Origin of the sequence: Streptomyces sp. NPDC047014 (genome assembly GCF_040644195.1) — a bacterium.
GTDB lineage: Bacteria > Actinomycetota > Actinomycetes > Streptomycetales > Streptomycetaceae > Streptomyces.
This window is the reverse complement of sequence record NZ_JBEYVX010000086.1, coordinates 1-25,274: the sequence shown is the minus strand read 5'-3', so window position 1 is coordinate 25,274 and position 25,274 is coordinate 1. Positions and strand designations below refer to the sequence as shown.

Annotated in this window: 24 protein-coding genes and 1 riboswitch; of the genes, 13 read left to right on the top strand and 11 right to left on the bottom strand. The window is 73.5% G+C overall.

The features are described from left to right. Positions 1 to 203: 203 nt before the first annotated feature. Positions 204 to 833 carry a hypothetical protein gene (locus ABZ873_RS28860; protein ID WP_360877908.1) on the bottom strand — a complete coding sequence of 210 codons (630 nt, stop codon included), beginning with the start codon at positions 831 to 833 and terminating at the stop codon, positions 204 to 206. After that, positions 830 to 1,789 (bottom strand): 16S rRNA (cytosine(1402)-N(4))-methyltransferase RsmH, encoded by a 960-nt coding sequence (gene rsmH, locus ABZ873_RS28855; protein ID WP_360877905.1) that lies wholly within the window; start codon positions 1,787 to 1,789, stop codon positions 830 to 832. Before rsmH ends, ABZ873_RS28860 begins: the two co-directional genes overlap by 4 nt. Positions 1,790 to 2,150: 361 nt before the next feature. On the opposite strand from rsmH, the gene ABZ873_RS28850 reads away from it, so the two are divergent. The 4 genes from ABZ873_RS28850 to ABZ873_RS28835 all read left to right on the top strand — a co-directional run bounded on the left by ABZ873_RS28850 (position 2,151) and on the right by ABZ873_RS28835 (position 7,631). Then, positions 2,151 to 2,702 carry a carbonic anhydrase gene (locus tag ABZ873_RS28850; protein ID WP_360877902.1) on the top strand — a complete coding sequence of 184 codons (552 nt, stop codon included), beginning with the start codon at positions 2,151 to 2,153 and terminating at the stop codon, positions 2,700 to 2,702. Between the two features lie 137 nt (positions 2,703 to 2,839). Beyond that, positions 2,840 to 3,850 (top strand): MoxR family ATPase, encoded by a 1,011-nt coding sequence (locus ABZ873_RS28845; protein WP_360877899.1) that lies wholly within the window; start codon positions 2,840 to 2,842, stop codon positions 3,848 to 3,850. Next, complete coding sequence (locus tag ABZ873_RS28840) at positions 3,850 to 5,220, top strand: DUF58 domain-containing protein (RefSeq protein WP_360877896.1); 1,371 nt, start codon at positions 3,850 to 3,852, stop codon at positions 5,218 to 5,220. The genes ABZ873_RS28845 and ABZ873_RS28840 overlap by 1 nt, the downstream gene beginning before the upstream one ends. Further along, positions 5,217 to 7,631, top strand: a complete 2,415-nt coding sequence (locus tag ABZ873_RS28835; protein ID WP_360877894.1) for a DUF3488 and transglutaminase-like domain-containing protein — start codon at positions 5,217 to 5,219, stop codon at positions 7,629 to 7,631. The genes ABZ873_RS28840 and ABZ873_RS28835 overlap by 4 nt, the downstream gene beginning before the upstream one ends. 514 nt (positions 7,632 to 8,145) lie before the next feature. Here the strand turns inward: ABZ873_RS28835 and ABZ873_RS28830 are convergent. The 3 genes from ABZ873_RS28830 to ABZ873_RS28820 are packed head-to-tail and all read right to left on the bottom strand — an operon-like array spanning position 8,146 to position 12,012. After that, complete coding sequence (locus ABZ873_RS28830) at positions 8,146 to 8,778, bottom strand: TetR/AcrR family transcriptional regulator (protein ID WP_360877891.1); 633 nt, start codon at positions 8,776 to 8,778, stop codon at positions 8,146 to 8,148. A 29-nt stretch (positions 8,779 to 8,807) separates the two neighbouring features. After that, positions 8,808 to 10,901, bottom strand: coding sequence for a YhgE/Pip domain-containing protein (locus ABZ873_RS28825; protein WP_360877888.1), 2,094 nt, complete (start codon positions 10,899 to 10,901; stop codon positions 8,808 to 8,810). Next, the gene (locus tag ABZ873_RS28820; RefSeq protein ID WP_360877885.1) at positions 10,873 to 12,012 is read right to left on the bottom strand and encodes an ATP-binding cassette domain-containing protein; all 1,140 of its coding nucleotides are present in this window, start codon (positions 12,010 to 12,012) and stop codon (positions 10,873 to 10,875) included. Before ABZ873_RS28820 ends, ABZ873_RS28825 begins: the two co-directional genes overlap by 29 nt. Before the next feature lie 172 nt (positions 12,013 to 12,184). On the opposite strand from ABZ873_RS28820, the gene ABZ873_RS28815 reads away from it, so the two are divergent. The 5 genes from ABZ873_RS28815 (at position 12,185) to ABZ873_RS28795 (ending at position 16,388) form a co-directional block, all read left to right on the top strand. Beyond that, positions 12,185 to 12,667, top strand: a complete 483-nt coding sequence (locus tag ABZ873_RS28815; RefSeq protein ID WP_360877882.1) for an SAV_6107 family HEPN domain-containing protein — start codon at positions 12,185 to 12,187, stop codon at positions 12,665 to 12,667. A gap of 73 nt (positions 12,668 to 12,740) precedes the next feature. After that, entirely contained in the window at positions 12,741 to 13,499 is a 759-nt protein-coding gene (locus ABZ873_RS28810) for a methyltransferase (protein ID WP_360877879.1), read from the top strand. A 290-nt stretch (positions 13,500 to 13,789) separates the two neighbouring features. Continuing rightward, on the top strand, positions 13,790 to 14,191 hold the full coding sequence (locus ABZ873_RS28805) for a DUF3040 domain-containing protein (RefSeq protein WP_030663992.1): 402 nt from the start codon (positions 13,790 to 13,792) through the stop codon (positions 14,189 to 14,191). Positions 14,192 to 14,294: 103 nt separating this feature from the next. Beyond that, positions 14,295 to 14,921, top strand: a complete 627-nt coding sequence (locus tag ABZ873_RS28800) for a DUF4126 domain-containing protein (protein WP_360877876.1) — start codon at positions 14,295 to 14,297, stop codon at positions 14,919 to 14,921. A gap of 48 nt (positions 14,922 to 14,969) precedes the next feature. Beyond that, a complete protein-coding gene (locus tag ABZ873_RS28795) occupies positions 14,970 to 16,388 on the top strand; it encodes an NAD(P)/FAD-dependent oxidoreductase (protein WP_360877873.1) in 1,419 nt (472 codons plus the stop codon). A 25-nt stretch (positions 16,389 to 16,413) separates the two neighbouring features. On the opposite strand, the gene ABZ873_RS28790 is transcribed toward ABZ873_RS28795, so the two are convergent. From ABZ873_RS28790 to ABZ873_RS28770, 5 genes are all read right to left on the bottom strand, one after another. Continuing rightward, entirely contained in the window at positions 16,414 to 17,277 is an 864-nt protein-coding gene (locus ABZ873_RS28790) for a hypothetical protein (RefSeq protein ID WP_360877871.1), read from the bottom strand. A 41-nt stretch (positions 17,278 to 17,318) separates the two neighbouring features. After that, a complete protein-coding gene (gene metF, locus ABZ873_RS28785; RefSeq protein WP_360877868.1) occupies positions 17,319 to 18,233 on the bottom strand; it encodes a methylenetetrahydrofolate reductase [NAD(P)H] in 915 nt (304 codons plus the stop codon). A gap of 90 nt (positions 18,234 to 18,323) precedes the next feature. Continuing rightward, on the bottom strand, positions 18,324 to 18,959 hold the full coding sequence (gene thiE / locus ABZ873_RS28780) for a thiamine phosphate synthase (RefSeq protein ID WP_360877865.1): 636 nt from the start codon (positions 18,957 to 18,959) through the stop codon (positions 18,324 to 18,326). A gap of 82 nt (positions 18,960 to 19,041) precedes the next feature. Next, positions 19,042 to 19,407, bottom strand: a complete 366-nt coding sequence (locus ABZ873_RS28775; RefSeq protein WP_360877862.1) for an Rv2175c family DNA-binding protein — start codon at positions 19,405 to 19,407, stop codon at positions 19,042 to 19,044. An 87-nt stretch (positions 19,408 to 19,494) separates the two neighbouring features. After that, entirely contained in the window at positions 19,495 to 20,661 is a 1,167-nt protein-coding gene (locus ABZ873_RS28770; protein WP_360877910.1) for an FAD-dependent oxidoreductase, read from the bottom strand. A gap of 135 nt (positions 20,662 to 20,796) precedes the next feature. After that, positions 20,797 to 20,908: riboswitch (TPP riboswitch) on the top strand. On the opposite strand from ABZ873_RS28770, the gene thiO reads away from it, so the two are divergent. From thiO to ABZ873_RS28755, 3 genes are all read left to right on the top strand, one after another. Next, the gene (gene thiO / locus ABZ873_RS28765) at positions 20,906 to 22,087 is read left to right on the top strand and encodes a glycine oxidase ThiO (protein ID WP_360877859.1); all 1,182 of its coding nucleotides are present in this window, start codon (positions 20,906 to 20,908) and stop codon (positions 22,085 to 22,087) included. Its footprint overlaps the riboswitch before it by 3 nt. After that, the gene (thiS, locus tag ABZ873_RS28760) at positions 22,084 to 22,284 is read left to right on the top strand and encodes a sulfur carrier protein ThiS (RefSeq protein ID WP_360877856.1); all 201 of its coding nucleotides are present in this window, start codon (positions 22,084 to 22,086) and stop codon (positions 22,282 to 22,284) included. Before thiO ends, thiS begins: the two co-directional genes overlap by 4 nt. A 5-nt stretch (positions 22,285 to 22,289) precedes the next feature. After that, positions 22,290 to 23,084 carry a thiazole synthase gene (locus ABZ873_RS28755; RefSeq protein ID WP_360877853.1) on the top strand — a complete coding sequence of 265 codons (795 nt, stop codon included), beginning with the start codon at positions 22,290 to 22,292 and terminating at the stop codon, positions 23,082 to 23,084. A 556-nt stretch (positions 23,085 to 23,640) separates the two neighbouring features. Here ABZ873_RS28755 and ABZ873_RS28750 read toward each other — a convergent pair. Beyond that, the gene (locus tag ABZ873_RS28750) at positions 23,641 to 24,387 is read right to left on the bottom strand and encodes a GntR family transcriptional regulator (protein ID WP_360877850.1); all 747 of its coding nucleotides are present in this window, start codon (positions 24,385 to 24,387) and stop codon (positions 23,641 to 23,643) included. Between the two features lie 153 nt (positions 24,388 to 24,540). Between ABZ873_RS28750 and ABZ873_RS28745 the strand changes: the two genes are divergently transcribed. Next, positions 24,541 to 24,687, top strand: a complete 147-nt coding sequence (locus ABZ873_RS28745) for a hypothetical protein (RefSeq protein WP_360877847.1) — start codon at positions 24,541 to 24,543, stop codon at positions 24,685 to 24,687. The last annotated feature ends 587 nt before the right edge of the window (positions 24,688 to 25,274 follow it).

The following is a 25,274-nucleotide window of genomic DNA, read 5'->3' as shown; positions in this document are numbered from 1 at the left end:
CAAGGTGGCGCGGCGCAGGTCGGCGTCGCTGAGGTCGAAGCCGGTGAGGTCGGCCTCGGCCGGGCCGGTCCGGGGACGCGCCTGCGCGGCGGCTCCCCGGCGGGGCTCACGCGGTCACCGCCGCGGGGAGGGCCGGGGTGGGGGGCGGCCCCGCGGGGCTGCCCCCGGGCACCGCGAAACCGCCTGCCATCGGGGTCACCACGTCACCTGCCTGGGTTGGGGGTGGGCTGCTGCTGTGCGGGCGGGGCCGGCGGCGTGGCGGCCGGTCCCGTCGGGGCCGGGGCCGCCCCCGCGGAGGCGGCCGGGGCGTTGGCCGGGGGCTGTCCCGGTCCGGCCTGCCCGGCGGGCGGGGCCGGGGCGGGGGTGCCGGTGGGGGTGGCGGCGGGCGTCCCGGCGGAGGGCGCGGCCGGGGTCGCGGCGGGGCTGGGCGGGGCCGGGGCCTCGGCCGGTGCGGCGCTGCCGCTGACGTTGCCGTCGGGGCCGATGAAGACGGGGCTGCCGCCCGGGACCAGGCCCAGTTCCTGGGCGCGGCGCTGGAGGGCGTCGGGGGCCGAGTAGGCGTCCACGTCGCGCTGGAGGGCCTGCTCCTCGTCGGTGAGGGCGGTGGTCTCCTTCTTCAGCCGGCTGAGCTGGAAGGAGCCCTCGTTCAGGGCCGAGTTCAGCAGCAGCAGGCTGATCAGGCCGCCCGCGAGCAGGGCCACGACCAGCAGCACGAACGGCATGCGCGCCGCCTGCCCGCCGGGGCGCGGTCCGGCAGGCCGGGCGCCGAGGGCCCGGCCGAGGCGGGCGGCCTGCCCGCGGGTGAGCGTGGCGACCTTCCCGGCCCTGGTCACAGCCGCGCCTCCCGGATGCGTTCGACCCCCCGGAACCTGGCCGGGGCGGCGCGCCGGTTCTCGGCGATCTCCTCCTCGGTGGGCAGCTCCGCGCCCCGGGTGAGCAGTTTCAGCTTCGGCTGGTACTTCTCGGGCACCACCGGCAGGCCGGGCGGGGCGGTGGAGGTGGCGCCCTCCGCGAAGACCTGCTTGACCAGGCGGTCCTCCAGCGAGTGGTACGAGAGCACCGCGATGCGCCCGCCGACCGCGATCCGGTCCACGGCGGCGGGGATGGCCCGCTCCAGGCCGGACAGCTCGCTGTTGACCTCGATGCGCAGGGCCTGGAAGGTGCGCTTGGCCGGGTTGCCGCCGGTCCGCTTGGCGGCCTGCGGCAGCGCGTCGCGGATCAGCTCGACGAGCCGGGCGCTGTTGCTGAACGGCTCCTTCTCGCGCTCGCGGACGACCGCGGAGACGATCCGCTTGGCCTGCTTCTCCTCGCCGTACTGACGCAGGATGCGGACGAGCTCGCCCGGGGCGTAGGTGTTGAGGACCTCGGCGGCGCTGATGCCGGTCGTCTGGTCCATGCGCATGTCGAGCGGGGCGTCCTGGGCGTACGCGAACCCGCGGTCGGCCTCGTCCAGCTGCATCGAGGAGACGCCCAGGTCGAAGAGGATGCCCTGGACGGCGGGGAGCCGCAGCCCGTCGAGGACCTCGGCGAGGTCGGCGTAGATCGCGTGGACGAGGGTGGCCCGGTCGCCGAAGGGGGCGAGCCGTTCCCCGGCGAGCCGCAGGGCCTCCTTGTCGCGGTCGAGGCCGATCAGGCGGGCCTCGGGGAAGCGGGTCAGCAGGGCCTCGCTGTGGCCGCCGAGGCCGAGGGTGCAGTCGACGACGACGGCCCCGGGCCTTTCCAGCGCCGGGGCCAACAGGTCCAGGCACCGCTGGAGCATCACCGGGACGTGTCGGGACTCGCTAGTCAAAGCGCCCTCTCAGATAACGGCGGGGGCGGGCGTACGCGCCGCCGGTCCTCCGGGCCGGTGGGCGGAAGAGGGCCGGGCCGTACGTACGCGCCGCGCACGCGGAGTGTTCATCGGGGGCCGGACGGCCGGTCAGGGCCGGGCTCCGGCCGGTTCGCGTCACTTTAGTGCAACGGTCGCCGCGGTCAACGAACCGCCCCGCGCGGCGTGCGCGGCGCTCGGACCGAAGCCGTAAAAGCCGCGAATCACCTGATCGGCCCCCTCACTCGCACCCCTGTGGGTTAGCTCACAACAAGGCTCGTTGACGTTCTTTGTCCCACCTCACGCAGGGCCGCGGCCGCCGGTGACCACTAACGTCGTACCCATGACGACTTCCGCTTCCCTCCCCGCAGAGTCCGCGCCCGAGGCATCCCCGCGCGGATCCGTCACCGACCGCCTCGTCGAGGCCAACCGGCACTACGCCGAGAAGTTCACCGACCCCGGTATGGACGCCCGCCCCGTCCTGCACGTCGCCGTCGTGGCCTGCATGGACGCCCGCCTCGACCTCCACAAGGCCCTCGGCCTGGAGCTGGGCGACTGCCACACCATCCGCAACGCGGGCGGTGTGGTCACCGACGACACCATCCGCTCCCTCACCATCAGCCAGCGCGCGCTGGGCACCCGTACGGTGATACTCATCCACCACACCGGCTGCGGCCTCGAAAGCCTGACCGAGGACTTCCGCCACGACCTGGAGGACGAGGTCGGCCAGCGCCCCTCCTGGGCCGTCGAGGCGTTCCGCGACGTCGACCAGGACGTCCGCCAGTCCATGCAGCGGGTCCGCACCAACCCGTTCCTGCCGCACAAGGACGATGTGCGAGGCTTCGTCTTCGACGTGCACACCGGGCTCCTGCGGGAGATCGATCCCGGCTCTTGAGTGACACAAGGCCGTGACGCCGTCAAGAATGCGGGGAGGCACCACCCGGACGGACCCGGGACCGGTGTCCCGTGATTCGGGGTGGGCCGGTGTTGCGCCAAGGGCGTCGGCCCTGGAAATGGGCCGAGGAGTACCAGGTGACGACGTATGACGACCGAGCGAGCCTCGCGGATCTGACCAGCACGGTGGAACGGGTGCGCCGGTCGGTCGAGAGCGTGATCGAGGGCAAGCCCGAGGTCGTCCGCCTCGCGCTGACCGTGCTCCTCGCCGAGGGGCACCTGCTCATCGAGGACGTCCCCGGCGTCGGCAAGACGATGCTCGCCAAGACCCTGGCGAAGTCCATCGACTGCTCGGTCCAGCGCATCCAGTTCACCCCGGACCTGCTGCCCTCCGACATCACGGGCGTCAGCATCTACGACCAGCAGCGCCGCGAGTTCGAGTTCAAGCCCGGCGCGATCTTCGCGCAGATCGTCATCGGCGACGAGATCAACCGGGCTTCACCGAAGACCCAGTCGGCGCTGCTGGAGTCGATGGAGGAACGCCAGGTCACCATCGACGGCACGACCTACGCCCTGCCCAGCCCCTTCATGGTCGTCGCCACCCAGAACCCGGTCGAGATGGAGGGCACCTACCCGCTGCCCGAGGCCCAGCGCGACCGGTTCATGGCCCGCGTCTCCGTCGGCTACCCCAGCCCCGACGCCGAGCTCCAGATGCTCGACGTGCACGGCGGGATCAGCCCCCTCGACGACCTGACGGCCGTCGCGCACGCCCACGAGATCGTCAAGCTCATAGAGGCGGTCCGTGACGTGTACGTGGCCGAACCGGTCCGCCGCTACGTCGTCGACCTGGTCTCCGCCACCCGCACCCACCCCGACCTGCGGCTCGGCGCCTCCCCCCGCGCCACCCTGCACCTGCTGCGCGCCGTGAAGGCGTCCGCCGCCCTCGACGGCCGGGACTACGTCCTGCCCGACGACGTGCAGACCCTGGCCGCCCCGGTCCTCGCGCACCGGCTGCTGCCCACCGCGCAGGCGCAGCTGAACCGGCGCACCGCCGAACAGGTCGTCGCCGACATCCTCCAGCGCACACCCGTCCCCGCCGCGCACACCCGCGGCGAGATGCCGCCCGGCGCGGGCGCCCGGAGCTTCTGATGAGTGCCGGTGCCCCTCGCGGCGCCGGCGGCCCGGGCGAAGGCGGCGGGCTGCGCGCCTCCCTGTCCGGGCTGACCACCCGCGGCCGCTCCTTCGTGGCCGCCGGTATCGCCGCCTCGGCTTGCGCGTACGTCCTCGGCCAGGGCGCCCTGCTGCGCGTCGGCATGCTGCTGGCCGTGCTCCCGCTGATCTGCGTCTACGCCCTGCACCGCACCCGCTACCGGGTCTCCGGCAGCCGCCGGCTGAGCCCCGGGCGGGTGCCCGCGGGCGCCGAGGCCCGCGTACAGCTGCGCATGGACAACGTCTCGCGGCTGCCCACCGGCCTGCTGATGCTCCAGGACCGCGTGCCCTACGTACTCGGGCCGCGGCCGCGGTTCGTCCTGGACCGGGTCGAGCCCGGCGGGCGCCGCGAGGTGTCCTACCGGGTCCGCTCCGACCTGCGCGGCCGCTATCCGCTGGGCCCGCTCCAGCTGCGGCTGACCGACCCCTTCGGCCTGGTCGAGCTGACCCGCTCGTTCAGCTCCTACGACACCCTCACCGTGATCCCCCGCACCGAGCCCCTGCCGCCGCTGCGGCTGGCCGGCGAGTCCAACGGCTACGGCGACGGCAGCCGCCGCTCACTGGCCCTGGCCGGCGACGACGACGTGATCCCCCGCAGCTACCGGCGCGGCGACGACCTGCGCCGCGTGCACTGGCGCTCCACCGCACGCTACGGCGAGCTGATGGTCCGCCGCGAGGAGCAGCCCCAGCGCAGCCGGGCCACCGTGCTCCTCGACACCCGCCGCCTCGCTTTCGACGGCGCCGGCCCCGACTCGGCCTTCGAATGGGCCGTCTCCGCGGCCGCCTCCAGCCTCGTGCACGTCCTGGAGCAGGGCTTCTCCGCGCGGCTGCTCACCGACGCCGGCAGCTCGGTGCCCGGCGAGGGCGCCGGAGGCTTCTCCGCCGGCGGGCAGGAGTCCGCCGAGGCCGCCGGGCTGATGATGGACACCCTCGCCGTGATCGGGCACTCCGACGGGGCCGGGCTCTCCCGCGCCTACGACGCGGTGCGCGGCGGCGCGGGCTTCGGCGAAGGCGGCGGCGACGGGCTCCTCATCGCCTTCTTCGGCGACCTGGACGACGTACAGACCGAACTGGCCGCCAAGATGCGCCAGCGCGCCTCGGGCGCGGTGGCCTTCGTCCTGGACACGCGGGAGTGGGGCGGAACCCCGGCGGCGGGACACGACGTCCCACCTCTGGAGGAGCGGCTGCGCAGGCTGCGCGACGCCGGATGGACGGCACTGGCCGTCCCGCCCGGGTCCGCCTACGCCGAGCTGTGGCGACAGGCCGGAACCGCACGGGCCGGTACGGGAACGAACGGGGGCCGGGAATGAGCGGGCGGGCCAAACTGACACTGTTCGCGGCGCTGGCGACGCTGCTCACCGCGTGGTCCCTGACCCCGCTGGTGGAGTCGCAGGCGTGGCTGCTCCAGGCGGGGCTGCTGCTGATCGTGCAGAGCGCGGTCGGGGCGGGGGCCCGGCGGGTGCCGGTGGGCCGGACGCTGACCGTGGCCGCGCAGCTGCTGGTGTCCCTGCTGCTGCTCGCCCTGCTCTACGCCGGCAAGGGCGGCTCGGACGGAGACGGCCCGCTGTCCTACCTGGTGACGGACTTCGGCGCGCTGTTCGCGCAGGGCGCCCGCGACGTCGGCGAGTACGCGATACCCGCGCCGCTCACCGACGGCATCCAGCTGCTGCTGGTGTGCGGGGTGCTGCTCATCGGGCTGCTCGTGGACATCCTGGCGGTGGCCGCGCGCACGGCCGCCGCGGCCGGACTGCCGCTGCTCGCGCTGTACTCGGTGGCCGCGGGCCTCTCGGGCGGCGGCGACGCCTCCTGGATCTCCTTCCTGCTGGCGGGCTGCGGCTACCTGATGCTGCTGCTGGCCGAGGGCCGGGACCGGCTCGCCCAGTGGGGCCGGGTCTTCGGCGCGGCCCCACGCGGGCGCGGCGCGGCCGACTCGGGCATCAGCAGCGGCGGCGGCCAGGCGACCGCACCGGTGCGCTTCGGCCGGCGGATCGGCGTGCTGGCCCTCGGCGTGGCCCTGGTGGTCCCGGCGGCCCTGCCCGCCCTCGGCGACGGGCTGCTCGGCGGCCGGAAGGACGACGGCGAGGCCGGGCGTCCGGGCGGCACGATCTCGGCGGTCAACCCGCTGGTCTCCCTCCAGAGCAACCTGAACGCGCAGGACAACCGCGTGGTGCTGAGCTACCGCACCAACAACCCCCAGCAGCCCGAGCAGTACCTGCGGATCCTCGCGCTGGACAACTTCAACGGCGTGAAGTGGGAGGCGTCCGGCCGGGCCCTGTCCGACGTACCGAAGCAGTGGCCGACCCCGCCGGGCCTCGGGGACACCGTCCGCGGCACCGCCGCCGAGGTCACCACCACCCTGTCCGCCGCGGACACCTACACCCAGCGCTACCTGCCCATGCCGTATCCGGCGACGTCCGTGGAGATCGGCGGGAAGTGGCGCTTCGAGCCGGCCGGCCGGACCCTGGTGGGCGACCAGCTGAGCCGGGACCGCTTCCAGAGCGTCCAGGGCGCGCAGTACCGGGTGACGAGTCTCCAGCTCAAGCCGACGGCCGAGCAGCTGCAGAAGGCCCCCCTGCCCAACCCGGCGATCCGCGGCGAGTACACGAAGCTCCCCGACAACCTGCCGCCGGTGGTGGCGGACACCGCCCGCCGGGTGACGCAGGGCGCGAAGGACGACTACACGCGGGCGGTGAAGCTCCAGGACTTCTTCGCCGTCTCCGGCGGCTTCCGCTACGACACGCGGACGAACTCGGGCACGGGCGCGGACGCGGTGACGCGCTTCCTCCAGGACAAGGAGGGCTTCTGCATCCACTTCGCGTTCTCGATGGCGGCGATGTCCCGTTCGCTGGGCATCCCGGCGCGGGTCGCGGTGGGCTTCACGCCCGGTGAGAAGCAGTCCTCCGGCCTGGTGAACGTGTCCATGCGGGACGCGCACGCCTGGCCCGAGCTGTACTTCGAGGGCGTGGGCTGGACCCGCTTCGAGCCGACGCCTCGCTCCGGCATCAACATCCCGGACTACTCCCGGGCCCAGGCCCCCGTGAACCAGCCCTCCGCGCCGGCCCCGCTGCCCACGCAGAGCGCCGCGGCCCAGCCCTCGGCGGGCCCGTCCACCACCCCCGAGTGCCCGCCGTCCCTCAAGAAGCTCGGCGAGTGCGGTACGACCACCCCGGCGCAGGCCGCGGCCGTGGACGACGGGCCGTCGCTGACGACGGTCCTCGGCTGGGCGGCGCTCGTCCTCGCGGTGCTGGCCCTGCCGCTGCTGCCGCTGCTGTGGCGGAGCAGGCTGCGCGCCCGCCGCCTGGCGGGCGGCGAGGTCCTGGCGGCCTGGCGCGAACTGGGCGACACCGCCTGGGACCTGGGCATCCCCCCGGACGACTCCCTGTCCCCGCGCGGCGCGGCCCAGCGCATCATCACCCTGGGCCACCTGGACCGGGAACCCGCGGAAGCGGTCCACCGCGTCACCACCGCCCTGGAACAAACCCTGTACGCGCCCCCGACCGCGCTCCCCACCCACCCCACCCTGTCCCAGGACGTCCTCACAGCCCGCAAGGCCCTCCTGTCGGAAGCCCCCCGCCCCAGAAAACTCCGCGCCCTCCTCCTCCCCCGCTCAGCCACCCGCCTGGCGTGGTCCTTCACCGCCCACCGCACCCACGCAACAACCACCCTCCACACCCACCTCACAACCCTCCGCACCCACCTCCCGACCCGAACCCGCACCTGACAATCCGGCCGCACCCTCCAGCCCCGCCGGCGTTTGAGGCGCGGGGGCAAGGGGCGGAGCCCCAGTCAAGCCCCGCCGGCGATTGAGGCGCGGGGGCCGGGGCAGCGCCCCGGCAGCGGCGCCGCACCCGCACACCCGATCCGCCAAACCCGCGGACGCGAAAACGCGGCGAGGCCCGATCCCCCCGAGCCCCGCCGCGTTCCCGCCCCGCCCCCGTCCCCGTACGGCCGGTCCCACACTCCCCCACCGGCCCAGCCAGAAGGCACCGATCCGCTCCGCAGCCCCGTGCCGGCGGTGCGGACCGGGCCTCCCGTCCGTTGCTCCCAGTCTGGCGTCCGCCCAGGTGGGAGCCCATCCGCGCGCGTACTCATCTCCGTACCTGAGTACGAGTACGGATACTCAGCGGCAGCGCGAAGCCCCCACCAGTTGTACGGCCCGACGCGCCCGCGCCACACCGCCGACTGGGGGGTGTGGCGCGGACGCGCTACGCGGGGCGGCCAGAACCCCGCCCGCCTCAGCGGTTCCCGCTGACCCTCCCCCGCAGCAGCAGCGACAGCGCCGAGTGCACGTCGTCCAGCGACCGCTCCCGCTGGAAGGACTGCCAGTCCAGCGCGGCCACGAGCACCATCCCCACCAGCGCCGCGGCGGTCAGCTGCACATCGATCTCCGCACTCAGCTCCCCCCGCTCCACCCCCTCCCGCAGCACGTTCTCCACCACGGCCACCGCCTCCTGCCGGACCACCATCAGGGTGGACTGCCAGGTGCGGTTGGTCCGCCAGAGCTCGGCCACGTACAGCTGGGTGAAGGCCGGGTAGCGGTCGATGAAGACCAGGCCGGCCCGGATCATCCCGTCCAGCGCCTCGACCCGGCTGCCGCCACGCGCCTCCGTCTCCTCCGCCGCCGCCCGCAGGGACGCCGTCAGCAGCCCGACGCCGTGCCTCAGCAGCTCCTCGAAGAGCTCGTTCTTGCTGGCGAAGTTGTAGTAGACGGTGCCCTTCGCGACCCCCGCCCGTTCCGCGATCTCATCGACCGTGGTCGCGGAGAAGCCCTTCTCCGCGATGAGGGTGACGGCCGCCTCGTAGAGCTTCTGCCGGGTGGCCCGGCGGCGTGCGCCGCCGGTGCCCGTGCCGGTGCTGCTGCTTTCCATGGCGCTGATTGTCACAGGTCAACACATCCCTACAGGCTCAGTTCGGGGTGCAGCCGGTCCATGGTCCACACCTGCTTGCCGCGGGCGGCCAGCGCGGTGAGGGCGAGGGCGCCCACGGTGAAGGCGGTCAGGACCGCGCAGCCCTGCCAGACCGGGGTGAGGTCGCCGCCGGTGATGAGGCGGCGCAGGCTCTCCACGATGTACGACATCGGCAGGTACGGGTGGACGGCGTTGAAGAAGTCCGGACTGGTCTGTACGGGGTACGTACCGCCCGCCGAGGTCAGCTGGAGCATCAGCACGGCCAGCACCAGGATGCGGCCGGCCGCGCCGAACTTGGCGTTCAGCCACTGCACGATCGCGGCGAAGCAGCCGGTGACGAGCATCAGGAAGGCGACGGTCAGGCCCGGGTGGGCCATCTTGAGGCCGAGGCCCGGCGCCCAGTGCAGGACCGCCATCAGCAGGCCCACCTGCGCGGCGCCCAGACCCGCGACGGGCAGCCAGCCCGCGAGGGCGACCCGCCAGGGGGAGGCGCCGGCGGCCAGGGCCCGCTTGTTCATCGGGGCGATGAGCATGTAGGCGACCATCGCGCCGACCCAGAGGGACAGCGGGATGAAGTAGGGCGCGAAGCCGGTGCCGTAGTTGGGCGCCTTGTGCAGGGCCTGGTTGGCGAGCCGGATCGGGTCGGCCATGACCTCGGTGCGGGTGTCGCGCTGCTGCTGGTCGTAGTCCGGGATCTTGCCCGCGCCCTCGTGGAGGCCGCCGGCGAGTTCGCCGGTGCCGTCGACGAGCTTGTACATGCCGCTGTCGAGGGTGCGGGCGCCGTCGCCGAGCTTGCCGACGCCCGCGGTGAGGGCGCCGGAGCCGTTGGTGGCGGTGTTGAGGCCGGTGTGCAGCTCGGCCATGCCGGTGGCGACCTTGTGGGCGCCGGAGTTGAGGGCGTTGACCTTGGCGACGGCCGCGTCGAGGTCGCTCGCGAGGTGCGGGGCCTTGTCGGAGAGCTCGCGGGCCTTGTTCTCCAGGTCGGTGAGCTGGCTGCGCAGCTTGGTGATGTCGCCGTTGCCGTTCTTGAGCAGGGTGTTGACGTCCCCGCTGAGGAGGGCGGCCTCGGCCATGTCGTCCTTGACCCGCTTGAGGTCGGGGCAGGAGGCCAGGTGCGGTTCGCCGCCCGGTGTCACGCAGTGCTTGGTGTAGTAGGCGTCGGCGCCCGCGGAGGCGCGCTTGGCGGCCTCGGCGGCGGCGGGGGCCTTCTCGGCGAACTTGTCGAGGTGGTTGTTGACCACCTTCGCGCTGTCCGCGACGAGCTTGGCGGTGTCCGCGAGGTTCTTGGGGTCCTTGACGAAGGGACGGGCCTTGTCGGCAGCGCCGTTGACCTTGTCCGCGAGGGCCTGGGTGCCGTCGGCGACGTCCTTGGAGCCGGTCTCCAGCTTGGCGGCGCCCGCGTTGAGCTTCTTGAGGCCGCCGTTGAGCTCGCCGGTCTTCTCCTTGGCCGTGTCGAGGCCGTCCGCGAGCTGCTTCGCGCCCTCCTGGGCCTTGCCCGCGCCGTCCTTGAGCTTGTCGGCGCCGTCGGCGGCCTCGGCGGTCTTGTCGTGCAGGTCGGAGAAGTTGACGAAGATCTTGTCGAGGAAGCCGCGGGAGGCGTTGGTGGACGCCGCGGTGCGGACCTCGGCGAAGACGCTGCGCGAGATGGAGCCGACGATGTAGTTGTTCGCGTCGTTGGTGCGGACCTGGAGGGCGCCCGTGGTGGGGTCGTCGCCGGAGCTGGAGGCGATCTTCTCGCTGAAGTCGGCCGGCATGGTGAGGGTCAGGTAGTACTTACCGTCCTCCAGCCCCTTGGCCGCCTCCTTGGCGCCGACCTCCCGCCAGTCGAAGGTCTTGCTGTCGCGGAGCTTCTTGGTGATCTCGTCACCGGCGGCCACGCGCTTGCCGTCCACGGTCGCGCCGCGGTCGTCGTTGACGAGGGCGACGGGCACCCGGTCGAGACGGCTGTAGGGGTCCCAGAAGGACCAGAGGTACAGGGCTCCGTAGAGCAGTGGCAGCAGGAGCAGCGCGACGAGGGCCGCCCGCGGCAGCTTGCCCCGCCCGAACCGCTTCAACTCAAGCGCGGCCAGCTTCGGCGATCGCATCGTCCGCCCCCTTCACATCGTCGTTCCCGTTGTCCCCACGAGCAGCACCCGCCGCCCCGGCCGCCTTACCGGCCTTCACATCGCCCCCGGCCGCGACACCCGCCGGTGGCTCGGCCCCGACCTTGGGGTCAGCCTCGGTCTTGGCCTCGGCCTTGGCGTCGGGCTTGGCGTCGGCCTTGGCCTTCGCGTCGGCCGGCTCATCGGCCCCGGAGGGGCCCTTGTCCTTCGTGTCGGCCTTGGCCTTGGCATCGGCCTTGGCCTTCGTGTCGGCCTTGGTCTCGGCGTCGGCCTTGGCCTTCGCCTTGGCCTTGGCGTCGGCCTTGGCCGGACTCGGCTTGTCCGCCGGGGACTTGGGGCCGGCCGCGCCCCAGGTGATCTTCCCCTCGGGGGTGGACGCCGCCCGCGGGGGCGGGGTCTGCGGGCCCGTCCGGAGGACCACCGCGTCGGCGGGAGCCTCGCTGCACACCGCCAGCACCGTCGTCCCGCCGGCGGCCACCTTCCGCAGCAGCGCCCACGCCTCGTCCCGCTCGGTGTCCGAGAGCTTGAGGTCGAGGTCGTCCAGGGCCAGCAGCCGCGGCGACCCGAGCAGCGCGATGGCGACCGACAGCCGTACCGCTTCCAGGCGTTCCAGGTCCCGTACGGACGTCCGCTCGCCCTTCGGCAGCGTCGCGAGGTCGAGCCCCGCGGCCTCCAGGGCCGACGCGATCCGGGCCTTCGCCCCCGCGCGCCGCTCCGCCCGCGGCCGCAACAGGGCGCGTACGGGGGCGTCGTAGCGGCGCTGGAGCAGCACGCCCTCGCGCAGCTGCTCGGCGACGGTGAGGGCCTGGTCGAGGTCGTTCACGCCGGGGACATGGCCGAGGGCGGCGATCCGGCGGACGGCGGCCATCTTCTTCGGCAGCCGGTGCCGGCCGATCTCCGCACGGCCCTCGGTGGGTTTCATCCGGCCGGTGAGGGCCAGGAGCAAACAGGTACGGCCGCTGCCGGAGGGGCCTTCGATCGCGATGAGCGAGCCGGGCGCCGCGTCGAGTCCGACCCCCCGGAAGGCCCAGCCGCGCGGGCCCTTGACCCCGAAGTCCTCGGCCTTGACGGACGCGCCGTGCGGGCTGTCCACGCCATCCCCCTTCTTTTTGAACTGACCGGTCAGTTCAAAAACTACCACCTGTTCGCGCACCAGGTGTGCAGGAGGGGGCAGTTGATGGGTATACGACCGGAAAGCCGCAGCTCAGCGGCTTTGTCAGTGGCGCCCGTCACCATGGGAGCAACGCATCGACAGGAGGTTCGTCATGGCCACACCGTCCCCGTCCCCTGTCCACCCCGTCCTGCGCAAGTCGGCGGCACCGCCGGCCGCCCTGGACCTGCTCGCCAAGGCCCGCAGCGGCCTGGCCGAGGCCGCCCGGCTGTCCCGGCCCAACGAGCGGTATGCCACCGCCCACCTCGCCGCCCTGCGCACCGCGGCCGCCGTGCTCGCCGCGCGGGTGCAGCCCGAGGCCGCCAACCCCCGGCGGCGCCCGCGGATCCGCAGCGCTTGGGAGGTGCTGCCGGAGCTGGCTCCCGAGCTGGCCGAGTGGAGCGCTCTGTTCGCCTCCGGGGCCGCCCGCCGGGCCCGGGCCGAGGCGGGCATACCGGACGCGGCCAGCGACCGGGACGCGGACGACCTGGTGCGCGCGGCCTCGATGTTCCTGCGCCTGGTGGAGCGGATGCTGGCCGCCGCGATGCCGCAGGAAACCCTGCCGCGGCCCCGCCCGGAGCGTCCGGACGCGGGATGACCTGCCCGGCAGCGGAAGGCAATAGGGTGGGGCACTGACCGCCCATCCTTACCGCGCCGAGGAGCCATCAGCCGTGTCGGACACTTCCCGCCCCCGTGCCTCCCTCCGCACCGCCGTGGTGTGGGAGGTCCTCAAGGAGGCGCTCGACCGCCGGGCGAAGGCGGCCGGCCGCGAGGTGCTGGACGTGCTCGACACCGGCGGCGGCACCGGCAAGTTCGCCGTGCCGGTGGCCCACCTGGGCCACCGGGTCACCGTGGTGGACCCCAGCCCGAACGCCCTGTTCGGGCTGGAGCGCCGCGTGGCCGAGGCCGGGGTCGCGGACCTGGTCCGCGGGGTCCAGGGCGACGCCCAGGGCCTGCTGGACGTGGTCGAGCGCGACGCCTACGACGTGGTGCTCTGCCACGGCGTGCTGGAGTACGTGGACGACCCGGCGGAGGGCGTGGCCAACGCGGTGGCGGCGCTGCGCCCCGGCGGCACGCTGAGCCTGCTGGCCGCGGGCCTCGGCGGCGCGGTGCTCGCCCGCGCCCTCGCCGGCCACTTCACGGAGGCCCGTACGGCCCTCGCCGACCCGGCCGGCCGCTGGGGATCGGGCGACCCGGTGCCGCGCCGCTTCACCGCCGAGCAGCTGTCCGAGCTGGTCGGCGGCGCCGGCCTGGAGGTCGGCGCGGTGCACGGCGTACGGATCTTCGCGGACCTCGTGCCCGGTGTCCTGGTCGACACCGAGCCCGGCGCGGTGGAGGCGCTGCTGCGTCTGGAGGAGGCCGCCGCCGAGCTGCCCGCCTTCCACGCGGTGGCCACGCAGCTGCACGTCCTGGGCGAGAAGCCCGCCTGATCTGCGCTCTTCCGGGCACCCGGTCTTCCGCGAACCCTCCGCACCGGCCTCCGGCCCCGTATGATCGGGGTCAGTGACCGGCATGGTGAACGGGCCATTGGGGAATAACGGCCTCAGTGACCGCTCCCGCGGCGGTACGGTTTTCGCAGTGGCTCAACCAGCTGTGTGTTTCTGCGCTCAACCATTTTGGAACCGGCGCAGAGGGCGGGTGTCACGGGGGCGATTCCCCGCCTATCCTGAAGGGGACCCCTGGTCGCTCCCCCCGCGACCGACGGATGAGGAGGACTCCCGTGCCGCTCTCGGAGCACGAGCAGCGAATGCTCGAGCAGATGGAGCGAGCGCTGTACGCCGAAGATCCCAAGTTCGCGACAGCGCTTGAGGGAAGCGGACTGCGTACGTACACCCGGCGACGGGTCTACCAGGCAGTCGCAGGCATTGTGGTGGGTATCGCGCTCCTCATGACCGGTGTGATCATTCCGAACGTGCTCTGGATCAGCGTGGTGGGATTCCTCGTCATGCTGGGATGCACGGTCCTGGTGGTCACCGGTTGGCGCAAAGCCCCCAAGCCTGGCGAGCAGCCCGTCTCCGGCAGTACCGGTGGTTCGGCCCGCGGCCACAACCGGCAGCGTCGGTCGATGATGAACCGTATCGAGGACCGGTGGCAGCGCCGCCGTGACGAGCAGGGGCAGTAACCGCCCCGGAACGCGTGAGTGAGGGGACGGCCGCCGGTGTGCGGCCGTCCCTTCGCCGCTCCGTGGCGCCTGTGCCGCCGCCCGCGTACGGCATGATGATCCAATGAGTGTGCTCCCCCTGGTCTTCACCAGCGGCTGGGCCAGTGGGATCAACGCCTACGCCGTGGTCCTGCTGCTCGGCCTCTTCGGCGCGACCGGCCTCACCGACGACGTGCCCGAGTCCTTGCAGCGCCCGGACGTGCTGATCGTCGCGGCGGTCCTCTTCCTCTGCGAGGCCGTCGCGGACAAGGTGCCGTACGTCGACTCGATATGGGACGCCGTCCACACCGTGATCCGCCCGCTGGCCGGCGCCGTCATCGGCGCGCTGCTGGCGGGCCAGAGCGGCTCGCTCTCCGACCTCAGCGCCGCCGCCCTCGGCGGCTCCACCGCCCTGGCCAGCCATTTCGTCAAGGCCGGCACCAGGATGGCGATCAACAGCTCCCCCGAGCCCTTCACCAATGTGGCGATGAGCATCGCGGAGGACCTGGGCGTCGCCGGACTGGTCACCTTCGCGATCTTCTATCCGGTGCCCGCCGCGATCATCGCGGCCGTGCTGCTGGCCCTGGGGATCGCCATAGTGGTCTTCCTCTGGAGCCGGATCCGCCGCTTCCTGCGCCGCCGCGCCCAGCGCCGCGAGGAGAAGCGGCTCGCCTCCGGCGCCCGCGCCGCGACCGGCGGCCCGCCCCGCTGACCACCCCCCTGACCTCCGGGTTCCGTACCAAGCCATAGGCTCGGCCACATGGCACGAATTGCGGTGATCGGCGCCGGCATGGGCGCGATGGCGACGGCGGCCCGGCTGGCCGTGGCGGGACACCGGGTGACGGTGTACGAACGCTCCGCGACCCACGGCGGCTCCGTCGGCCGGTACGCGCGCGACGGCTTCGGCTTCGACACCGGCCCCGGGCTGCTGCACCTGCCCGCCGTCTACCGCGACCTGTTCGTCAAGACCGGCAAGCGCCCCCTGGAGGACTGCGTCGAGCTGGCCCAGGCGAATCCCGCCGTCCGCCACGTCCTGCCCCGGCACGGCATCGACGCCACCCTGCCCGGCGCCTCGCACGGCGGGGTGGCCGCCGCCCTCGACACCGCCTTCGGGCCGGGCTCCGGCGACCGCTGGAACGCCGTGCTCGGCCGCGCCCGGGACGCCTGGGACGCCACCCGCCGCCCGCTGCTCGAAGAACCGCTGCGCGAGGGCGCCCGGCAGGCCCTCGGCGCGGACCCGTATCCGGCGCTGCGCCGCTCCGGCCTGCTGCGCCGCCGTACGCCGACCCTCGCCGAGGTGGCCGACCGGGAGCTGGGCGGCCCTCTCGCCGAACTGCTCACCGGCCTGGTGCGCGGCTACGGGCTCGACCCCGCGACCGCGCCCGGCTCGGCCGCGGTGCTCCCCTACATGGAGCAGACCTTCGGCAGCTGGTACGCGCTCGGCGGGATGCGGGCGCTGGCCACGGCCGTGTACGAGCGCTGCCGGGAGCGGAAGGTCGACTTCGTCTTCGGGGCCGGGGTCCGCGATGTGCTGGTCCGGGAGGGCCGGGCGGCCGGAGTACTGCTGGCCGACGGCTCCGAGCGGGAGGCGGACCAGGTGGTCTGCGGGGTCGACCCGCGCCTGCTGCCGGCCGCCTCACGGCCGGGCCCGGCGGGGGCCGTTCCCGCGCGCGGGGCCGACGTACCGGGCCGGATCACGCTGCTGCTCGCGCTGCGCGGCGGGCGGCCCGCCGGGGCGGTCCACCGCACCCTCGTGCACTCCGCCGGGGCCGCGGTCACCGTGCTGCGGCCCGACGATCCGGCCACGCGGCCCGACGAGGGCCATGAGGCGGTCACCGTGAGCGCCGTGCACGGCCCGGGGACCTCGGAGCCCGGGGAGCTGCTGAGCCTCGCGGAGAAGGCCGTAGAAGGCTTGCGGGAGAGGCTGTTGTGGCAGGAGGTGCGCACCCCGTCCGATGTCGAGGCGGCCACGGGCGCCCCGGGCGGCGCGGTGCCCCCGCCCGCCCTCGCGGGCGCCGGGGGCCGGCTGCTGTATCCGGCGAACACCGCGGCCCTGCCCGGCCTGTTCCTGGCGGGCGGCTGGGCGCACCCCGGCGGCGGGCTCGCGCACGCGGGGATGACGGGGGCGCTGGTGTCCGGGCTGATCGTGGAGGGGGCCGGCTTCCGCGGCTCGCAGTGAGCGCGCGGGGCCGGGCCCGCTCGGGTCAGTAGCGGTACTGCTCGTAGCCGCCCTGCTGGGGGTACGGGTACTGCTGCGGCTCGGCGTTGCCCTCCTGCGGGTAGGGCTGGCCGCCGCCCTCCGTGGAGCGCTGGTGGGGGACCCAGACCCCGCCGGGCGGGGTGTCCGTGGAGTACTGCTGGCCGTAGTCGGCGTACGGGGCGTAGTCGTACGGCGGGGGCGGGGCGACGGCGCCGCCGGTGCCGATGTACGGGTCCGAGTAGGCGGCGTAGACCTGCGGCTGGTCGCCCGCCGGGTAGCCGGCGGTGTAGTCGTAACCGCCCTGGTTCTGCTGGTCGTAGTAGGCCGCGTACTGGTGGGCGTCCTGCTCGGCCGTGGTGAACGGCGAGGCGAAGGCGGCGGTCTGCGCGGGGTCCGGGGCGGGGCCGAGACTCTGTATCCCGTAGGACCCGGTGTCCTCGGGCACCGGCTCCGGGCTGTACACCTCGGCGGGCGGGGCGGGCGAGCGGAACTCCCGCTCCTCCGCGGCCGCTTCGGCGTCGTCGTAGGAGAGCGCGGTGACCTGGAGCGCCGGTTCCGTCTTCGGGGCGGCCCCGGCGCGGCGGCGCTTGGGCTGCTGCCGTACGGGCTCGCCGCCGCGGCGCAGCGCCCAGCCGGCGACGAAGCCCTTGCGGAAGGACAGCGTGACCAGGATCTGGCCCGCGGCGAAGGCGGCCGCGCCCGCGCCGATGACGGGCACGGAGGGCAGGATCACCCCGGCGACCACGCCGAGGAAGCCGCCGAAGGCGAGCAGGCGCCAGCGCAGCCGGGCCTTGTACTGCATCAGGACCTCGGCTAGCAGCCACAGCGCGACGATGCCGAACGCGATGTAGAGGACCGTCATTCCCATGCAAGGCCCCTCTCAAGCGGCCGTCACACGGGTACGGCCGGTCAGGCCCGCTGGTGCAGGCCCAGGTTCTCGTAGATCTCGAGAGTCGCCGTGGAGTTGTTCAGCGTGATGAAGTGCAGCCCCGGGACACCCTCGGACAGCAGCCGCGCGCAGAACTCCGTGGCGAACTCGATTCCAATGGAGCGTACAGCGGCCGGGTCGTCCTTGACGGCGAGCATGCGCTCTTTCACGTCCGCGGGGAAGAGCGCGGTGCTGAGTTGGGGCAGCCGGTCGAGCTGCTTGATCCCCACAACAGGCATGACCTCGGGGATGATCGGGGTCTCGCAGCCGGCCTTGGCGACGCTGTCGCGCAGCCGCAGATAGGTCTCGGGATCGAAGAACATTTGGGTGATCGCATAGTCCGCGCCCGCACGGCACTTGTCCACGAAGTGCCGGATGTCCGTATCCCAGTCGGCGGACCGGGGGTGCATCTCGGGGAAGGCGGCGACGCCGACGCAGAAGTCGCCGGACTCCTTGAGCAGCCGGACGAGGTCGGCGGCGTAGTGCACGCCCTCCGGGTGCGGCACCCAGTCGCCCATGGGGTCGCCCGGCGGGTCCCCGCGCAGGGCCAGCATGTTGCGGATGCCCGCGTCGGCGAACTGGCCGATGACGTGGCGCAGCTCGGCGATCGACTGGTCCACGGCGGTGAGGTGCGCGACGGGGGTGAGGGTGGTGTCGGCGGCGATCTCCTGGGTGGCCTTGACCGTGCCGCCGCGGGTGGAGCCGCCGGCTCCGTAGGTGACGGAGACGAAGCTCGGGGAGACCGCTTCGATCCGGCGCAGCGCGTTCCAGAGGTTGCGCTCGCCCTTCTCGGTCTTGGGGGCCCAGAACTCGAAGGAGTACGAGCGCCCGGACGCGAGGAGGTCGCGGACCGTGTGTGCGCGGTCCGACCAGGTGGAAGCGGTGCCAAGGGCCATGGGGGCAGGTTAGACGCGGGCGGGCGCCCGCCGAAGCCGTGTCCGCCTTTTGGACAGCTTTTTGGACACCTGCCGGGCGCCCGGGGGCGGTCAGCCGAGCCGGGCCCGGACCCGCCCGGCCAGTTCCGCGGCGGCGGCGCCGGGGTCGGCCGCCTCGGTGAGGGCGCGGACGACCACGATCCGGTTGGCGCCCGCGTCCAGCACCTCGTCCAGATTGGTGCGGTCGATGCCGCCGATGGCGAACCAGGGGCGGTCCTGCTCCAGGGAGGCCGCGTACCGGACGAGGTCCAGGCCGGGGGCGTGCCGTCCGGGCTTGGTGGGGGTGGGCCAGCAGGGGCCGGTGCAGAAGTAGTCCACGCCGGGCTCGGCGGCGGCCGCGGCCACCTCGGACTCGGCGTGGCAGGAGCGGCCGATCAGCACCTGTCCGCCGAGGATCGCGCGGGCGGCGGGGACGGGGATGTCGCCCTGGCCGAGGTGCAGGACGTCGGAGCCGATGGCGTGCGCGACGTCGGCCCGGTCGTTCACGGCGAGCAGCTTGCCGTGGCGGCGGGCGGCCTCGGCGAAGACCTGGAGGTGTTCCAGTTCCTCGCCCGCCTCCATGCCCTTGTCGCGGAGCTGGACGATGTCGACGCCGCCCGCGAGGACGGCGTCGAGGAACGCGGGGAGGTCGCCCTGCCGCTTGCGGGCGTCCGTGCACAGGTAGAGCCGGGCGTCGGACAGCTGCATGGAAGGTACCCCCCGTGGTGGACGGCGGTGCGCGGGCCGGCGAGGGCCCGCGCACCGCCGTGTGGAGCGGATGCGTAGCGCGTCAGAGGGCGAGCGCCTGGGCGCGGCGCTTCACCTCCGTGCCGCGATTCTCGCTCAGCGCCTGGGCGGGGGTGCCCGGCAGGGTCGGGTCCGGGGTGAACAGCCACTCCAGCATCTCCTCGTCGGAGAAGCCGTCGTCGCGCAGGACGGTCAGCAGACCGACGAGCCCCTTGACCACCTTGTCGCCGTCGATGAAGGGGGCGGGCACCTGCAGGGCGCGGTTCTCGCCCCGGCGGACGGCGATGAGCTGGCCCTCCTTGACCATCTGGCGGACCCGCGTCACCTCGATGTCCAGCATCTCCGCGATGTCGGGGAGGTACAGCCAGTCGGGGACGAGGGAATCGATCTTTACGTCAATCTCGGTCACAGGCCAAGCCTGCCACCTCCCGCCGACAGCCGGTACCCGGGCGGCCCGTCCGTGGCGGGAGGCCCGGGACGGGCCGGTCGTACGGGGTCAGGCGAGGGCGGATTTCAGCGGGACGGCCGGGTCGGCCGCCCTGGCCGGGTCCAGCGGGCGGGCCGTCTCGATGAGCCTGCGGCCCTGCGCCAGGTCCCGGGGCCGGCCCACGGCGAGGACGGCCACCAGGGCGCCGTCCTTGAGCCAGCACACCGACCAGGCGTCCTGCGCCGGGTCGCCGCGCCGGATCAGGGTGTCGGCCCCGGCGTGGTGGCCGGCGTACTGCACGAAGCGGCCGAACTGCTCCGACCAGAAGTAGGGCACCGGGTCGTAGGCGGCGGCCGGCTCCCCCGCCAGGATGTTCGCCGCGACGGCCCGCGGGCCCTGGAGGGCGTTGTCCCAGTGGTGCACGAGCAGCCGGGCGCCGTAGCGGGCGGAGGGGAAGGAGGCGCAGTCCCCGACCGCGTACACCCCGGGCAGGGAGGTACGCAGCCAGGCGTCGGCGGTGACCGAGCCGTCCGGCCCGAGCTGCACCCCGGAGCCGGCCAGCCAGTCGGTGGCGGGCCGCGCGCCGATGCCCACGACGACGGCGTCGGCGGGCAGGGCGCGGCCGTCCGCGAGGAGGACCCGGCCCTCCTCGACGGCGGCCACCCGCGCGCCGGTGACCAGCTCGGCGCCGGCCGCCCCGTACCAGCCGGCCATCGCGTCGGCCACCTCGGCCGGCATCGCCCCCGCGAGCACCTGCCCGGCGGCCTCGACCACGGTCACCGCGCAGCCCGCCTCGCGGGCGGCGGTGGCGAACTCGGCTCCGATCCAGCCCGCGCCGACGACCACGACCCGGGCGGCGGCGGCGAGGACCGGGCGCAGCCGGGCCGCGTCGTCCAGGGTGCGCAGCAGGTGGACGCCGGGCACGCCCTCGGCGCCGGGCAGGGTCAGGGGCTGCGCTCCGGTCGCCAGCACCAGGACCTCGTACGGGACGGGACCCGCGGCGGTGTCCAGGACGCGGTCGGCGGGCCGCAGGCCGGTGACGTCGGTGCCGAGGCGCAGGCCGATGCCGAGGGCGTCGAAGTCCACGTCGAAGGCGGAGTCCTCGGCCTTGCCGAGCAGCACCGCCTTGGACAGCGGGGGCCGGTCGTAGGGCTGGTGGGGTTCGGCCCCCAGCAGGGTCACGGGGCCTTCGAATCCCTGTTCGCGCAGGGCGACCGCGGTCTGCACCCCGGCCATTCCGGCGCCGACGATCACCACGCCGGGCTGATTCTGTTGCGTCTGCTCGCTCACGCCGCCAGCCTACTTAGCTGACGCTCCGTCAGGAACAGGTGCCGCCTTACCGGCCGTCCACCACCGGGATAGTCTGGCCACCGTACCTATCGCGGGAGTCCGGCGCACCGGGCTGAGAGGGAGGCTGGCCGGCCTCCGACCGTACGAACCTGATCCGGGTCATGCCGGCGAAGGGAGGGGCTGGACGCCCATGCACTCATCTCGGAAGGGATCCGGCCGGGGATCCGACGTGCTCGTCATCGGCGGCGGGATCATCGGCCTGGTCACCGCCTGGCAGGCCGCCCGGCGCGGACTGGCCACCGTACTCGCCGACCCGGCGCCCGGCGGCGGAGCCGCCCAGGTCGCGGCCGGCATGCTCGCCCCCGTCACCGAACTCCACTACGGCGAGGAAGCCCTCCTCGGCCTCGGACTGGCCTCCGCCGAGCGCTACCCGCGGTTCGCCGCCGAGCTGTCCGAAGCCTCCGGGGGCATCGACATCGGCTACCGCGCCTGCGGCACCCTCGCCGTCGCCCTCGACGCCGACGACCGCCTCCACCTGCGCGAACTGCACGCCCTCCAGCTGCGCTGCGGCCTGGAGTCCACCTGGCTCACCGGCCGCGAATGCCGCCGCCTGGAGCCCATGCTCGCCCCGGGCGTCCGCGGGGGCCTGCGCGTCGACGGCGACCACCAGGTCGACCCGCGCCGGCTCGCCGCCGCCCTGCTGGCCGCCTGCGAGCGGGCCGGGGTCACCCTGCACCGGGCCGCCGCCGAACAGCTGGTCACCGCCGGGGACCGGGCCCGCGGCGCCCTCCTCGACGACGGTACGGAGCTCCGCGCCGACCAGGTGGTCCTCGCCGCGGGCTCCCTCAGCGGCCGCCTCGCGGGGCTGCCCGCCGAGGTGCTGCCGCCCGTACGGCCGGTGAAGGGGCAGGTGCTGCGGCTGGCGGTGCCCGCCGCGTACGCCCCGTTCCTGTCGCGGACCGTGCGGGCCGTCGTCCGGGGCAGCCACGTGTACCTCGTACCGCGCGAGAACGGCGAGCTCGTCATCGGGGCCACCAGCGAGGAACTGGGCTGGGACACCACCGTCACCGCGGGCGGGGTCTACGAACTCCTGCGCGACGCCCACGAGCTGGTCCCCGGCATCACCGAACTCCCGCTCACCGAGACCCGGGCCGGTCTGCGCCCCGGCTCCCCCGACAACGCCCCGCTGCTGGGGCCGACCGAGCTGCCGGGCCTGCACCTGGCCACCGGGCACTACCGCAACGGGGTGCTGCTGACCCCGCTCACCGGCGAGGTGATGGCCGGGCTGCTGGCCACCGGCGAACTCCCGGAGATCGCGCACCCCTTCACCCCGCTCCGCTTCTCCGCCGCACACCAGGAGTCGTACGCATGACCATCTCCGTCAACGGCGAGCCGCGCGAGGTCGCGGCCGGCACCACCCTCGACACGGTGGTCGCCACCCTGACCGCCGCCCCCTCCGGGGTGGCGGCGGCCCTCAACGAGACCGTGGTCCCGCGCGGGCAGTGGCCGGCCACCGTCGTGGACGACGGCGACCGGGTGGAGATCCTGACCGCGGTGCAGGGGGGCTGAGCGGCATGGCGGACGACCTGTTCACCCTCGGCGGCCGGACCTTCACCTCCCGCCTGATCATGGGCACCGGCGGAGCGCCGAGCCTCGACGTACTCGAACGCGCCCTGGTCGCGTCCGGCACCGAACTCACCACCGTGGCCATGCGCCGCCTGGACCCGACGGTGCGCGGATCCGTCCTGTCCGTGCTCACCAAGCTCGGCATCTCCGTCCTGCCGAACACGGCCGGCTGCTACACGGCGGGCGAGGCCGTGCTCACGGCGCGGCTCGCGCGGGAGGCGCTGGGCACGGACTGGATCAAGCTGGAGGTGGTCGCGGACGAACGCACCCTCCTGCCCGACGGAGTGGAGCTGCTGGACGCCGCCGAGATCCTGGTGGACGAGGGCTTCACGGTGCTCCCGTACACCAACGACGACCCGGTGCTGGCGCGCAAACTGGAGGACGTGGGCTGCGCGGCGATCATGCCGCTCGGCTCCCCCATCGGCTCGGGCATGGGCATCCGCAACCCGCACAACTTCGAGCTGATCGCGGAGCGGGCGGGGGTCCCGGTGATCCTGGACGCGGGCGCGGGCACGGCCTCGGACGCGGCCCTCGCGATGGAACTGGGCTGCGCGGCGGTGATGCTGGCCTCGGCGGTGACCCGCGCCCAGGACCCGGCCCTGATGGCCTCGGCCATGCGCGACGCGGTCACGGCGGGCCGCCAGGCCCACCGCGCGGGCCGCATCCCCCAACGCCGCTTCGCCGAACCGTCGTCGCCGGTGGGGGGCCGGGCACGGCTGGACCTGGAGCGGCCGGCGTTTTGAGGGGTGGGGGGCTTCGGTGGGCGGGAGCCGCGCGGGCGGCATCAGAGTGACGTTCGGGGGTTTCCCGTCAGTCCTATCGTCTCTCCGTGGCGGGCCGGTCCCTCAAGGGCGCTCCTACGTCGCGTCGCTACGCGATGGCCTACGGCCACCCTTGACCGACCGCCCCGCCACGGAAATCCGAAAGACTGCCGGGAAACCCCCGAAGGAACGGGCCGGAGGATCCGTTCCAGAGTCGGGGCGGCCCATCTGTCCGGGCGAAGCCCGGGGCGCGACTGATCGCTACGCGCTTCTCCAAGACGGCGACTGCGAGTCGCCCTGGGCTGGACATAGGCCGCCACTAATCGCTACGCGCTCCTGCCGGACGGCGACTGCGAACTCCCGTGGCTGGACATAAGCCGCCACCAATCGCTACGCGCTCCTGCCGGACGGCGACAGCGGGCTGTTGGGGGCTGGACATAGGCCGCAAGCGATCTCTACTCGCTTCTCCGAGACGGCGGGTGCGGCGCGTGGGGGCAGACACGGACTGAGTTCGGGTGGGCGGTACCTGCGGGGGCGGTCAGGCGTCGAAGTCGTATTCCAGGACGTATGAGGCGGAGTCCAGGGTCATTTCGTTGACCTCGACCGCGCGGCCGTTCTCCGCGAAGGCCGTGCGGACGATCTGGAGCACGGGTGTGCCCGTGGCGAGTGCGAGGCGGTCGGTTTCGTCGGCCGAGGGCATGCGCGAGCGGATCTCCTCGCGAAAGTGGACGGGGCCGTGCCCCAGGTCGGCCAGGCGGGCATACGTACCACCCGGGCCGGTGTCGGTCCGGGTGATGGGGGAATCGGCGACGATGTCCGCCGGCAGGTAGGACGCCGCGAAGAGCACCGGCTTGCCGTCGAGTACGAAACGTCGGCTGCGGGCCCAGACCTGGGTGCCGGGCGTGACCCCGAGGGCGTTGGCGACGGGGTCGCTGGCCGCCACTTCGTGGACGTCGATCTGATCGACGACGAGTTCGCGGTCCTCCGATTCGACCGACCAGATCGAGCGTCCCGATCCCCACTGCTCCTGCGCCAGCCGCTCGATTCCGCGTCTGAGCAGGGGTTGGAAGGTACGGACGAAGACGCCGGCGCCCTTGCGGGCTTGGGCGAGACCTTCGTACTGGAGCACGCCGAGTGCCTGGCGCGCGGTCATGCGCGCGACGTTGTACGTGGCCATGAGGTCGTTCTCACCGGGCAGCCGATCGCCCGGACCGTATTCGCCCGATGTGATCGCTTTCCTCAGCTCGCCAGCGATCCGCTGGTACTTCGGCTGCTGGCCACTCATGAAGACCCCCTCTCCTCTCTAGACACCCTAGATCGAGAGCGTGGCCAACTCATGCACCTCGTTCGGGTGGAATCCAGGGGACATCTCTAGAGATCTGTTGACGAAGGGCCGCCACATTCGCTGTACTGACGGATCTCTAGAGAGGTGGCGCCCATGCACCAGTACCGCGAGCCCGTCGACACCCAAGACGCTCCGGTCGGAGTGGAGATCTGGGGCGAACCGGACTCGGACCTCCTGGACCGCGCCTTGGTCGGCTGGGAACGCTTCCTGCGCACCCTGCGCGCAACCCCCGACGACTGACTCCCTCTTCCGACCGACTCCCCCCGCCGGATGCACCCCCACTGCCGGACCTGGAAGCGCAAGACCTCCGCCCCTCCGAACTCAGCCCTGGTGTGCACCCGCCGTCTCGGAGAAGCGCGTAGAGATCGCTTGCGGCCTATGTCCAACCCCAAGCTGCCCGCTGCCGCCGTCCGGCAGGAGCACGTAGCGACGAGTCGCGGCTTATGCCCAGCCCAGGGCGACTCGCAGCCGCCGTCTCGGAGAAGCACGTAGCGATTAGTGGCGGCCTATGTCCAGCCCAGGGCGACTCGCAGCCGCCGTCTCGGAGAAGCGCGTAGCGATTGGTGGCGGCTTATGTCCGGCCCAGGACGACCGGCAGACGCTGAACCGTCGGCAGCGCGTAGCGATCAGTCGCGTCCTGGGCTTCGCCCGGACGGTCGGGCCGCCCCGAGGGTTTCTGGTCCCTCCGGCCCGTTCCTTCGGGGGTTTCCCGGCAGTCTTTCGGGTTTCCGTGGCGGGACGGTCGGTCAAGGGTGGCCGCAGGCCATCGCGCAGCGACGCGACGTAGGAGCGCCCTTGAGGGACCGGCCCGCCACGGAGAGACGATA